The organism is Clostridium sp. LIBA-8841 (assembly GCF_034439435.1).
Lineage (GTDB): Bacteria > Bacillota > Clostridia > Clostridiales > Clostridiaceae > Sarcina.
Window position 1 is genome coordinate 174,001 of the sequence record NZ_JAPCKJ010000002.1, and the last position, 12,137, is coordinate 186,137.

A 12,137-nucleotide genomic window follows, 5' to 3' on the forward strand; every position below is an offset into this window, starting at 1 on the left:
AAATTAAGTTTAAAGCATCACTAATAATCAAATTTTTCTTTCATAAAACTTAACAATTAAATATTTGAGGTTTAAGATTAATACGTAGAAAATAAAAAAACATACCCATTAGAAGGTATGTTAAGTATATTCTGAAAGCGTACGCATCCTATTACCCTACCCTCAGAAGATAATAGTATTCGCATAAAAGGCAGGTATCCCGACTTTGCTTCACCCTCCATCTCGTCTTCCCACATAAAATGCAGTGACATATTGAGATTTTGTCAGCTTCACGGTTACTGAGGTAGTTGAAGATTTTAACTTCATTCCCTATTAAGTGAATTCACACCAATTATGAATCAATCAACTTGATTATATTATTATATTTTATTATTGTCAAACACCTTACCTACTTTAAATTTATCTTTTTATAAGAATAAAAATGTAAATAAGCTATTTTAAAATTTTTGAAAGCGCTTCTAAAAGTTTTTCATTTTCTTCTCTTCTTCTAACTGCAACTCTATAATAACTATTGTCTAAACCTATATAATTATTACAACTTCTTATTATTATTCCTTGTTTAATTAGCTCTTCTCTTAAATTTAATTCTCTGCTTAATTTAAAAAATAGAAAATTAACAGCTCCTTTAAAAACATTAATGTCTTTAAATGCTTTTAATCCATTATATAAAAATTCATTCTCTTTTTTTACGTAAGCTATGCTATCTTTTATATACTTAACTTCTTTTAAGGCTTCTCTTCCAGCATAATCTGCCACTGTATTTACACTCCAAGGAGTAGCAACAGAATTTATTTTTTTTATCATTTCAAAATCTGAGCTTAATCCATAACCTAGCCTTATACCAGGAAAAGCAAAAAGCTTAGTTAATGATTTAACCACAATTAAATTATTAAAATCATCTAGATATTCAATAACAGAGTATTTTTCATTATCCTCAACAAAATCCAAAAATGATTCATCAAAAACAACTTTTACATCCATTTCCTTTGCCTTTTTTAACACTCTTAAAGAAAAATCTTTCTCTATTAAAGCTCCTGTTGGATTGTTTGGATTGCATAAAAATATTATATCTAAATCATCATTTATTTCATCTATAAATCTATTATCTAATGAATATCTATCTTTTAATATGTAATGATTTACTTTGCATTCTAGAGAGTTTAAAGCATCCTCATATTCTGAAAAAGTAGGTGCTATTATAAGAGCATTCTTAGGTTTGATTCCTCTTACTATATTAAAAATCACTTCTGCAGCTCCGTTACCTAAGACTATTTTATCTAAATCTACTTTTTCGAAACTTGAAATTTCTTTTTTAAGCTTATAATAAGTTATATCTGGATATCTTTCTATAGAATTTATTCCTCTAATCATGGCCTCTTTTACTTTTTCAGAGATCCCCATAGGATTTATGTTAGCTGAAAAATCAATGATTTCATTTTCTTCTAACCCATAAATTCTCTTTATTTCTTCTACATTACCGCCATGTCCTAAGTTCATATAATCACCTCTAAGATATATCTAATAATAATAGCTATTAGCATTCCTAAAAAAGAAACTAATCCTAAAATTTTATTAGTATTATAAACATCTGAAATTTCTATTTTCTTTTTAATATCTCCTATAGTTGGTTTTTCTACAAGCTTTCCAAAATAATAGTTTGCTCCTCCAAGCCTTATTCCTAAAGCCCCTGCTACCGCTGCTTCTGGATGAGCACTATTAGGACTTGAATGATTGTATCTATCTCTTTTATATATTTTAAAACTTTCTTTATAATTAAGCCTTAAAATAAATGAAGCTATTACTATAAGGTAAGCTGTCAATCTAGCTGGAATATAATTGAACACATCATCAAGTTTCGCTGAGACGAACCCAAATTCTCTATATTTATCATTTTTATAACCAAACATAGAATCACATGTATTTACTGCTTTATACAAGAAAGCCAAAGGTGCTCCCCCAATTCCAGCAAAAAATAAAGGCGCTATAATTCCATCTGACATGTTTTCAGCAACTGTTTCTACTACAGCTCTTACTATAGCTTCTTCATCTAAATTAGTAGTATCTCTACCAACTATATATGATAATTGTTTTCTAGCTTTAACTATATCTCCTGTATTTAAAATTTTAATTACTTTGAGACCTTCAACTTTAAGCCCTTTTGCTGAAATACAAAAATAAATAAGTATTCCTGATACTAAAGTTCCTAAAATAGGACTAACTAAATTTGCAATATGTACAATCCCTAAAGTTACTCCAAAAGTTATAGCTACTATGAAAAACCATGCAAAAAAACCTGCTAACTTAAGATTTTTCTTAAATACTTTTCTCCAAAGCTTTTCCATACTAGAAGCTAATTTTCCTATATATCTGATAGGATGATATGGATTATTAGGATCTCCTATTATTAGGTCTAAAACATATCCTATTATAATTTTTATCATTTCTAAAACCTTTCTATTATTTCTAGTCTTAGATTATTTTCTATATTTTCTTCAAAATCTAGACTTGAAAATTCTTTTTCTAAATTCTCGATATCTTGTTCAACTTTTAATTTATATCCACCTCCACACTTAGGTTGATAAGTATAAAAGTCTAATCCTTCCTTTTCAAAAAGTTCTAAAATACAAGCTATGCTTCCTCCATGACATACTATTAAAGCTTCCTCTTCTCCCTGTTCTTCTAGCATTAAAAGTAATTTTAAAAATGCTTTTTTCATTCTTTTTTCAAAATCTCTTCTTGATTCACCATTAGGGCAAGAAACTCCTTTACTTTCATCTAGAATCCAATCTAAATACTTCTTATCTTCCTTTAGCATTTCATAAGATTTCAGCTCAAATTCTCCAAAGTTGTATTCTCCAAACTCTTTTACAACTTCATACTTTTCATTTGGATATAAAATATTAAATGTTTCATTAGCTCTCTTTGCTCCACTTGTAAAATTCCTTTTACACTCTGGAAGCTTCACACTCTTTCTTTTTTCCTCTAATTCACTTATTCCTATTTCACTTAAAGGCACATCACTTATTCCACAATAAAGCTTCTTTTCATTACAATAAGTTTTTCCATGCCTAATCAAATAAATTATCATCTTATTATTCACCCTTTAATCTCGTTGGTATTCCAAAAAATATTCTATAAACCTCTTCACTTTCTTTGGATAAAAACTGAAGAACCTTACCTGTCTCTTCTCTCCATAATCTTTCCTCTTTTTTTAAAGGAACTATTCCAGAAGATATTTCATCACAAATTAAAATTTTTCCTTTGAGCTTGTCTTTATTTTCCTTAAAAAAAGCTAAAGATTCTTTTCCTTCTAAGGCATTGAAATAAATTAATCTATCTATTCCACTAATAACTTTTTTAGAGAAGTCTATTTTTTCATTGATACAGTAAAATATCTCCTCTTCTTTTATGCCTAAATTTTCTTTTACATATCTTAACTTACCATTGTAAGCACCACCAAATAAAAGTTTCAAAAGTCTTACCTCCTTAAAGAATTCCTAAAATGAGAATTCCTGTAAATTCCATAAGAACAAGAATATATCCTGCAACGTCTCCATTTATTCCACCTAACTCTTTTCTCACTTTTAAAAGTAAAATAAGAGAAATCGCTCCCATTCCTAAGATAGCAATTAAATAGTTTATTCCAAAAATAAAGAATGTTAATATCGAAACTACTACATAGATTCCTATTAAAATTATTTCATCTATTTTTCCAGTTCCATTTTTAAAAAACTTTCCTAAAGAACTTTCTCCAATCATTTCTTTACTAACAATAAAATAACCATTTATTGCTCTTGATACTATAGGTATAAAAATAAGTATTTTCATATCTATATCCTTCTCTAATAAAGTAAAAACTCCAGAAAACTCAATAATCAGTAATAAAAGAACGGCAATTACTGAAAATGCTCCTACTCTTGAATCTTTTAAAATCCTAAGTTTTTCTTCTTTATCTCTTCTTGAAAGAAGTGCATCTGAAACATCCATGAATCCATCTAAATGCAAAAATCCTGTTAAAAGATAAGGAACTGATAAAATAATAGCTGCCATAAGCATCATAGGCACATTTAGTTTATTTAGTATAAAAAAACTAAAATACCAAAGACATCCTACTATTAAACCTATTAAAGGATAAAGCTTCATTATATGTTTAGCTACTTTATCATCCCACTCATATTTTGGAAGTGGAATAACTGTAAACATGCTTAAAGCCATATTTAAGGCTTTATATAAGCTTTTCATTTTTTAAAACCTCCTTTCCCTTATGAAATATTAAATTTCCAAAGGAAGCTTCTATAACTACATCAGAAAATGCTGCTAAATCACAATTTATTGTTCCTAGTTCTTTTCTGAAAGCTTCTGTGTAAGAATCATATTTGATCCCATCACTAAAAACATAATCTGAAACTATTATTAAATTAGAAACTTTGCTTCCTAAACTTTTTATATGACTTAAAATAATTGAACTAACATTTTCATTAAACTCTTTTCCAACAAACATCTCATTAGTAACTAAAGATGTTAGACTATCTAATAAAACTGTATCATCATTAGAAAATTTATTAAGTATACTATTTAAATTTCTATGTTTTTCAACTGTCTTAAAATCATATTCTTTTCTATTTTCCAAATGATTTTCTATTCTTTTTAAATCTTCCAAATCATAAGGATTCATAGTAGCTAAATAATAAAGACTTCCCTCTTCTCTTTTAGAAAGTTCACTACTATAAAATTCAGCGTAAGATGACTTACTACTTTTAGCTCCTCCAATAATTAAAACTATCATATCAATTAATTTAACTCCATTATTATTTTTATAAGGCTCTCTCTACCTCATTGAACTATATAACACTCTTCTTCCTTTACTTCCTCTAAATAACTATCATCAATATTTCCTTCTTCAAAGGTTGCCATATTATTCATCATGGCAATTGCAAAATCAACAACTGAAAATGCAATTGGACAACCACTACCTTCTCCAAGTCTCATATTAAGATCTAGCATAGGATTTAACCCAAGTTCTTTTATAGCAAGGTTATAACCTATTTCTTCTGATTTATGAGAAGTAAAACAAAACTCCTTAACTAAAGGGTTTAATTTACTAGCTAAAAGTGCTGCTACAACTGATATAAAACCGTCTATTACAACAGGAATTCTATAATAAGCCGCTCCTATAAACACTCCAGCCATGGCTCCAATGTCATATCCTCCAACTTTTGAAATAATATCAATAGGATCCATAGTATTAATATCATGCTTTTTTATAACTTCTTCTACAATAGTTTTTTTCTTTTCAAAAGATTCGTTGTTTATTCCGCCACCTTTTCCTACTACTTGAGAAGTCTCACATCCAATAAGGGCTTTTAGGACGGCTGCTGAAGTAGTGGTGTTTCCTATACCCATTTCACCTACTCCAAGTATCTTATATCCTTTTTCCTTAGCCATTTTTACAGCCTCAATGCCAATTTCTATTGATTTTTTGGCTTCCTTATAAGTCATAGCTGGTTCTTTGTAGATATTTTTAGTTCCCTTTGAAATTTTTCTATCTATTACCCCATCTATAACCTCATCTGAGTTAATTCCTACATCAAAAACCATTAAATCTGTATTATTAACTTTTGCTAATGTAGCCACGCCTGTATTTCCTTTTATAAAGTTTTTTGTTTGAAGTAAAGTTACACATTGAGGTGCAGAAGCTACTCCTTCTTCTACAACGCCATTATCTGAAGACATTATCAACACACATTTTTTGTTAATATCATTAAATAATTCTCCAGTTATTCCAGATAATCTAATAGCTATGTCCTCTAACTTTCCTAAACTACCTAAAGGTTTTGCTAAGGAATCTACTCTTTTTTTAGCTTTTAACTCTATTTCTTCATCTCTCCCCTTTATTCCTTTTAATACCTCATTTAACATTATCCTTTTCCACCCCTTCTTATTTTTGATATAATATTTTTATTAGGATATAAGGAGATTAAGATGAATAACAAAATGAAAAATCATAAGATAACTAAACTAGGTGGTCTTAATAATTCAAACTATTTATTAGAGTGTGAAAATAATAAATATGTTTTAAGAATACCTAGTAAAGATAATAAAAATAATTTTTCAGAGGAAAATTTTGTTTTAACTTTTGCTAATTTGAACAAGCTATCCCCCCCTATTATATATCATAATAAGGATAATGGAATACTAATAAGCAAATTTTTAGAAAGTTCAAAAGTAAACATGAATACATTTACATCTGTTGAATTCATTAAAAATCTAGCTATAACTCTAAAAAAGCTACATATTCTTAGATGTGAGCATACTTTTAATCCTTTTGAACATATAAGAAAAAACTTTAAATTTTTAGAATCTAAAAATTTTATATTACACAAAGATATTTACTTAATTTTAAATAGGTTGAATTTCCTTGAGGAAAAGTTAAATAGAAATATTAATTTAGGTCTTTGCCACAATGATTTAAATTCATCAAATGTACTTTACTATAATAAGAAGGTTCTTCTTATTGACTTTGAATTTTCCGCTATGTGTGATATATTTTTTGATTTAGCAACTATATCATGGATGCTTCAGGAGAAGGAAAGATATTTTTTGATTAAAAATTATTTTGGTTATTATTCTAATGAACTAATGGAAAAATTAGAGGATTATCTTTTTGTAGTTAAGTTGTGGAATGCTTCTTGGAGTTTTATAAAGTCTATGACGACAAAATCTACATATGATTATAAGCTAGGTGGAAACATGATTATAGACGATTTATTATCTAAGATATAAAACCACTAAATTTTACATAATAAAACTCTTCTCATATTAACTACATCATACTTATTAATCTAAAATTGAAATAGGTAGTCTTAAATTAAAAGACTACCTATTTTATTTAATCTATTTACTCAATTCTATGATTGTTCTTAAATACAAATTAATTGCTGGAAACATATCTTCTTCATGAAAATCAAATCTAATAGAATGATGTTCATCTTTTAGTTGACTTCCAAACATAATATATGATGCTTTTCCCCCTCTGTCCTGTACTCTTTTCATCATATAACATATATCTTCACTAGCTCCAAAATCTTCTTCATCTATTATCGTTTCATAACTTTTTATATCCTTTGCTACAGTTTTAATAACATCAATTAATTCCCTATCACTTTTTCCACTTATGGATTTCCCTAAGCATGATATTTCAACATGATTATCATGCATATCTGCAGAAGCTTTTAAAATTCTTATAGCATACTCTTCCATATATTCATTTAACTCTGTGGTTTCTCCTCTGGTCTCTACTTCCATAAAGGCTTTTCCTGGAATTACATTTCTTCCACTACCAGCTATTAATCTTCCTACATTTATTCTTGTTATTCCTTCACTATTTCTAGGTATGGCATCTAAATTTAATACTGCTGTAGAAGCTGAAAGCAATGCATTATGTCCCTTTTCAGGTGCTACACCTGCATGTGATGACTTTCCTGTAAATTCCACATTAATTTTTGAAGTTGCCAAAAATCCTCGTGTTCCACATATTACTTCTCCTGACTTTTTTGCCTTTATCCCAATATGTCCACTTAATAGATAGGTTACATCATCTAATATTCCCGATTCAACCATAGGATTTCCTCCACAAACGCTTTCCTCCCCAGGCTGAAAAATAAGCTTTATTGTCCCTTTAAACTTATCTTTTAAATTAATAAGTCCTTCAGCTACTCCAAGTCCAATAGCTATATGTCCATCATGACCACAAGCATGCATTATACCATTATTCACTGAAGAAAACCCCATTTTAAATGGCATATGTTTTTTATCATTACTTTCAAAAACCTTAACCCCATCTATATCAAACCTTAAAGCAATGGTTGGTCCTTCACCATTTTTCATAATTCCAACTACACCAGTATATCCTCCAATCATTAAATCACTTATTTCTTTAAAAGCTCCCTGCTTTAAAGCTCTCTCATAACTCTTATTTAATTCCTTTTCATTAGGAACATCTAACCTATGTTCTTTACTTATAACTTCTCTGCCTACCTTAATTTCATATCCCATGTCTTTTAAATATTTTCCTATTAAAGAAGCTGTTCTAAATTCTTTCCATGCTCCTTCTGGATATTTATGAAAATCTCTTCTATAATTAATTATCTTCTCTCTAATTTCATTTAAAAACTTCTCAATATCCTTACTCATCTTTTACCCCTCCATATTACTAAATATTTAAAATATCCTTATATTTAAATAATACGGTACTTTTAAGTATAATAAACTATTTAAAATTTTCTTAATGTTTAAAGTATTTTTCCTAATAATTTTTAATAAAAAAACAAGTCCTAACAAGAACTTGTCTTTTTATTAAAAATTATTAGTTTAGTGACTGAATCCATGATGATTACATGCATGTGTGCTTGAAAACTCTTTTAATTCTTCTTTTTTAAATGCTTGTAAATTAGCTTCTATATTTCCATCAATTGCTTTATAAACTTTAATTCCCATAGAGTTTAATTTATTTATGGCACCAGCACCTATTCCACCAACTACTACAGCATCTACAACTTCACCTGATAAAGCCTTTATTGGCTGACATTTACCATGTTCATGACCTAAATCTCCATTACCTACAGTAGTCACCTCGTTTTTTTCTAAATCACATATTACAAAAGTTGGAGCTGTACCAAAGTGACCATATGGAATACTTTTAACTCCTTCATTAGTTTTAACTGGGAAACAAATTCTCATTATATTTTCCTCCTTTAAATTTTTATTATTCATGCATTTAGCATGTTTACATACTTTAATACATTTTTCATAAGTAGTTTCTTTTGTTTTTATATTATTATCATCATTTACGATATAATCAATTAAGCTATTAATACTCTCTAGCTCCTCTATATTTAAATCATAAACAATGTGATAACCTATTTTATATCCAATTACAAGGTTCGCTTCTTTTAATATTTTTATTTGTTGTGAAACAGCTGATTCTGAAATGCTTAGTTCTCTAGCTATCCCCTTTGCACACATAGATTTTTTTCTTATAAGGTGTAATATATTTATTCTTGTTTCATCACCTAAAGCTTTAAATATTTTTATTTTTTCTTCCATAAACCACCTCTTGATTTAATTAAGTATTTCCTTAATTAAATTCTACTCCTATTGCTTTCCAAATTCAATAGTTATTTTCATTTTAATTAAGTTTTTACTTAATTAAATTTATTTTATATATTACTTACCTCTTAAAGATAATTCAAATAAAAGAAAAAGAGTGGTATAAAACCACTCTTTTATAATTTATTATTTATTAGAAGCTTTCCACTCATCTAATTGCTTTTGCATCTCAACCTTTATGTCTTCTAATCCAGCTGAGCTTAACTTTTTATTTAAATCTTCTAATCCTTTTACTGGATCTATTGAACCTGTATATAAAGATTTTTCGAACTCTTGTAATACGTTATTAACTGCTGATATTTGAGTTGTAACTGACTCTGTATTGAATTTGAATCCTAATATTGGTGAAGTCTTAGCAGCAGCATTGAACTCTTCAAATGCTTCCCACTTGTCGGCTGGATCTGTGTCTAAAACATAAGTATCAAATAAGTTTCCATATCCCCAGCTAGTTACATTGTATGGTCCATTTGGATCTCTCTTAATTTGGTTATCACTAACTTTTTCATAATGAGTTCCCTCTATACCAAACATTAACATATTTCTTAATGTAGTATCAGTATTTACTAAGTTAATAAGCTCCATAGCTTTTTCTGGATTTTTAGAAGTTGATGATATCGCAGTCATAGCACCTGTAGTTGAGTTATTTGTAACGTATGCAGGTATTATTGATGAAGTAACAACTTCTCTTCCTAAAGATTGTCCCCAACCACTCTCAGCATATGGTTGTCCATCAGCTTTCCATAAAAATCTCTTAACTTCATTTTGCATGTTATTAACAGCTGCATCTTGATTTATATATCCTTTTTCATAGTATTCTCTTAATTTAGCCATCATAGCTTTCATTTCTTCAGTTTCAAACATATTTTGTACTGTTAAAGTATCATCATTGTAGAATATTCCTAAAGGTTTCATGATTTCATCAAACTCTAATGGAATTGAATCTCCTTGAGTATAGAATGGAACGAAATCTGGCTCTTTTTCTTTTATTATTTGTAACCATGGTTCTAAGTCTTCTACTGAGTGTATATCTTGGTATGGAACATCATATTTTTCAACAAGTTCCTTATCAAATACCCACATAGGTGCTCCTGCTATTTCCTTTTGGTTTGGAACTGCGTAAATCTTTCCATCAACCTCAGCACCTTTCCAAAGTCTCTCATCTATAACACCTTTAAGATCTGCTCCCTCTTTATCTAATAAATCATCTAACTCACGGAAAGCACCTTTTCTAGCATTCTCTAAGTATGGGAAAGCCCATGAACATGTAAATGCTAAATCATATTCTTCTCCTGAGTTAGCTAATACGTTCATCTTTTGAGTGTAGTCACCAAAAGAAACATGTTTGATATCTACAGTAGCATTTATCTTATCTTTTATATATTTATTTACTTCCTCTTCTACCTTTTCATTATCAGTTTGAGTATCACCTATTACATACCATACTAAATTAACAGGCTCTTCGCTTGCTCCACCTTCTGCACTTTTGTCGCTTGATCCACAACCTGTAAGTGCTACAGATGTAGTCATCATTCCTCCTAAAATTAATGCTAATAATTTTTTGTGTTTAAGCATTTTTTAATCCCCCTCATATTACTATTTTTATACCATTTAGACCCTTTAACTCTAAAACCCCTCAATCAAACGTTTACAAATAATATATAACTTCCCTAATGTAACTACCCTTAATATCACAAGCTATATATTTTTCATGCTTTGCTTAAAAAGTTTTAAGCGAATTAAAGTTTCTATAGTTAATTTATACCATAACAGTAAAAAAGTCAACATTTGCAAAAATAGGCGTTTTTTGTTCTAAATTGGCTATATCAGTAACTTTGAAGAAATTTTTTTATGAAAATTTATTTATATATATTCTATTAAGTTTTTTAATAATTTGAAAAGTTTGAAGTATTTGTAATAAAACTGTTATCTTCAGCATATTTTTATTCTTTATTTCATTACATATACTTCAAAATTATTATGTATATTTTTTTATAAGAAACTAAAACTTTTATTATATTTAATTAATTATTGTATTGTTTTTACTTTAAATACCATCTCTTTATAAAAATACATACTTTTTTATTAAACTTTTTCAATATATATTCTTAATTTATAAATCATAACTTTTTTTACTTTCTATTTAAAGTTTGTTAACATTAATTTAAATAGCTTATTTAAAGCTTATTTAAATTAATAAGTAATTATTTAAGGAGATGTTAAAATGCAAAAACTTTTTCTTGCTTTTATAGTAGGATGTGGTGGATTTTTAGGTGCTGCTTTAAGATACCTTATTTCTATTTTTGCAGCTAAAAATTTAGGTGGAAATTTTCCTTATGGTACCTTAATTGCAAATATTCTTGGTGCTCTTTTAATAGGATTCATCATGGAATTTAGCATGGATAGTGCCTTAATTTCACCTAATATAAAATTATTTTTAACTACAGGTATTATGGGAGGTCTTACTACCTTTTCAACCTTTTCTTATGAAACAGTAAGCATGCTAAATAATGGCCATATGATTTTAGGAATAGAAAATGCAATATTAAACTTAGGATGTAGCTTAGTCTTTGTTGTAATAGGTCAAAGATTTGCTAAAATATTATTTTAATTTTAGGAGGAATATATAATGAAAAATGAATTTATAGGTAGCTTTTTAAAAATATTTATTGATGAATCTGATAAATTTAATGGAGAACCTCTTTATTCAGAAATATTAAAAACCTTAAAAGAAGAAAATGTTTTAGGTGCTACTGTTATAAGAGGAATTGAAGGTTTAGATGAACACCATAAAATACATTCTGATTTTATTGAAGTGCTTGCTAGAAATTTACCCATAGTAATAGAGGTTATTGAAAGTAAAGAAAAAATATCTAAATTAATAGAAATTATTCAACCTATGATAGAAACAGGTACAATTACAGTTTTAGATAATGTACAAATAATTAGATTAAAAAAATAAAAAAACAGAC

At 28.1% G+C, this 12,137-nt stretch carries 13 protein-coding genes and 1 riboswitch; of the genes, 3 read left to right on the forward strand and 10 right to left on the reverse strand.

From position 1 onward, the window contains the following. Positions 1–171: 171 nt before the first annotated feature. A riboswitch (cobalamin riboswitch) is annotated at positions 172–347 on the reverse strand. An 85-nt stretch (positions 348–432) separates the two neighbouring features. From cobD to cobT, 7 genes are read right to left on the reverse strand one after another with little or no spacing between them, the layout of a single operon-like run. Then, positions 433–1,497 carry a threonine-phosphate decarboxylase CobD gene (gene cobD / locus OIF33_RS06485; RefSeq protein ID WP_322503411.1) on the reverse strand — a complete coding sequence of 355 codons (1,065 nt, stop codon included), beginning with the start codon at positions 1,495–1,497 and terminating at the stop codon, positions 433–435. Next, on the reverse strand, positions 1,494–2,441 hold the full coding sequence (cbiB, locus tag OIF33_RS06490; RefSeq protein ID WP_322503412.1) for an adenosylcobinamide-phosphate synthase CbiB: 948 nt from the start codon (positions 2,439–2,441) through the stop codon (positions 1,494–1,496). Before cbiB ends, cobD begins: the two co-directional genes overlap by 4 nt. 2 nt (positions 2,442–2,443) lie before the next feature. Continuing rightward, positions 2,444–3,088, reverse strand: a complete 645-nt coding sequence (locus OIF33_RS06495; RefSeq protein ID WP_322503413.1) for a histidine phosphatase family protein — start codon at positions 3,086–3,088, stop codon at positions 2,444–2,446. A gap of 4 nt (positions 3,089–3,092) precedes the next feature. Further along, entirely contained in the window at positions 3,093–3,473 is a 381-nt protein-coding gene (locus OIF33_RS06500) for a bifunctional adenosylcobinamide kinase/adenosylcobinamide-phosphate guanylyltransferase (protein WP_322503414.1), read from the reverse strand. A gap of 13 nt (positions 3,474–3,486) precedes the next feature. Then, positions 3,487–4,242: an adenosylcobinamide-GDP ribazoletransferase gene (locus OIF33_RS06505; RefSeq protein ID WP_322503415.1), complete on the reverse strand. Its 756-nt coding sequence runs from the start codon at positions 4,240–4,242 to the stop codon at positions 3,487–3,489. Then, positions 4,226–4,786, reverse strand: a complete 561-nt coding sequence (locus OIF33_RS06510) for a bifunctional adenosylcobinamide kinase/adenosylcobinamide-phosphate guanylyltransferase (protein ID WP_322503416.1) — start codon at positions 4,784–4,786, stop codon at positions 4,226–4,228. The genes OIF33_RS06505 and OIF33_RS06510 overlap by 17 nt, the downstream gene beginning before the upstream one ends. A 47-nt stretch (positions 4,787–4,833) precedes the next feature. Beyond that, a complete protein-coding gene (gene cobT / locus OIF33_RS06515) occupies positions 4,834–5,919 on the reverse strand; it encodes a nicotinate-nucleotide--dimethylbenzimidazole phosphoribosyltransferase (RefSeq protein WP_322503417.1) in 1,086 nt (361 codons plus the stop codon). A 63-nt stretch (positions 5,920–5,982) separates the two neighbouring features. On the opposite strand from cobT, the gene OIF33_RS06520 reads away from it, so the two are divergent. Continuing rightward, positions 5,983–6,783: a choline/ethanolamine kinase family protein gene (locus tag OIF33_RS06520; protein ID WP_322503418.1), complete on the forward strand. Its 801-nt coding sequence runs from the start codon at positions 5,983–5,985 to the stop codon at positions 6,781–6,783. 111 nt (positions 6,784–6,894) lie between these two features. Here the strand turns inward: OIF33_RS06520 and OIF33_RS06525 are convergent, their stop codons facing one another. The 3 genes from OIF33_RS06525 to OIF33_RS06535 all read right to left on the reverse strand — a co-directional run bounded on the left by OIF33_RS06525 (position 6,895) and on the right by OIF33_RS06535 (position 10,740). Continuing rightward, positions 6,895–8,193, reverse strand: a complete 1,299-nt coding sequence (locus OIF33_RS06525) for a M20 family metallo-hydrolase (protein WP_322503419.1) — start codon at positions 8,191–8,193, stop codon at positions 6,895–6,897. A gap of 177 nt (positions 8,194–8,370) precedes the next feature. Further along, positions 8,371–9,105, reverse strand: a complete 735-nt coding sequence (locus tag OIF33_RS06530) for a metalloregulator ArsR/SmtB family transcription factor (protein ID WP_322503420.1) — start codon at positions 9,103–9,105, stop codon at positions 8,371–8,373. 189 nt (positions 9,106–9,294) lie between these two features. Then, on the reverse strand, positions 9,295–10,740 hold the full coding sequence (locus tag OIF33_RS06535; protein WP_322503421.1) for an ABC transporter substrate-binding protein: 1,446 nt from the start codon (positions 10,738–10,740) through the stop codon (positions 9,295–9,297). Between the two features lie 649 nt (positions 10,741–11,389). On the opposite strand from OIF33_RS06535, the gene crcB reads away from it, so the two are divergent. Together crcB and OIF33_RS06545 are read left to right on the forward strand one after the other, a co-directional pair. Continuing rightward, a complete protein-coding gene (gene crcB, locus OIF33_RS06540) occupies positions 11,390–11,776 on the forward strand; it encodes a fluoride efflux transporter CrcB (protein WP_322503422.1) in 387 nt (128 codons plus the stop codon). Between the two features lie 18 nt (positions 11,777–11,794). Further along, on the forward strand, positions 11,795–12,127 hold the full coding sequence (locus OIF33_RS06545) for a DUF190 domain-containing protein (protein ID WP_322503423.1): 333 nt from the start codon (positions 11,795–11,797) through the stop codon (positions 12,125–12,127). Positions 12,128–12,137 lie beyond the last annotated feature (10 nt).

Coding starts and splice junctions, on each gene's coding strand:
- OIF33_RS06545 (WP_322503423.1), top strand. CDS start 11,795: ATGAAAAATGAATTTATAGGTAGCTTTTTAAAAATATTTATTGATGAA.
- cobT (WP_322503417.1), bottom strand. CDS start 5,919: ATGTTAAATGAGGTATTAAAAGGAATAAAGGGGAGAGATGAAGAAATA.
- OIF33_RS06535 (WP_322503421.1), bottom strand. CDS start 10,740: ATGCTTAAACACAAAAAATTATTAGCATTAATTTTAGGAGGAATGATG.
- OIF33_RS06495 (WP_322503413.1), bottom strand. CDS start 3,088: ATGATAATTTATTTGATTAGGCATGGAAAAACTTATTGTAATGAAAAG.
- OIF33_RS06505 (WP_322503415.1), bottom strand. CDS start 4,242: ATGAAAAGCTTATATAAAGCCTTAAATATGGCTTTAAGCATGTTTACA.
- OIF33_RS06520 (WP_322503418.1), top strand. CDS start 5,983: ATGAATAACAAAATGAAAAATCATAAGATAACTAAACTAGGTGGTCTT.
- cbiB (WP_322503412.1), bottom strand. CDS start 2,441: ATGATAAAAATTATAATAGGATATGTTTTAGACCTAATAATAGGAGAT.
- crcB (WP_322503422.1), top strand. CDS start 11,390: ATGCAAAAACTTTTTCTTGCTTTTATAGTAGGATGTGGTGGATTTTTA.
- OIF33_RS06525 (WP_322503419.1), bottom strand. CDS start 8,193: ATGAGTAAGGATATTGAGAAGTTTTTAAATGAAATTAGAGAGAAGATA.
- OIF33_RS06530 (WP_322503420.1), bottom strand. CDS start 9,105: ATGGAAGAAAAAATAAAAATATTTAAAGCTTTAGGTGATGAAACAAGA.
- OIF33_RS06510 (WP_322503416.1), bottom strand. CDS start 4,786: ATGATAGTTTTAATTATTGGAGGAGCTAAAAGTAGTAAGTCATCTTAC.
- cobD (WP_322503411.1), bottom strand. CDS start 1,497: ATGAACTTAGGACATGGCGGTAATGTAGAAGAAATAAAGAGAATTTAT.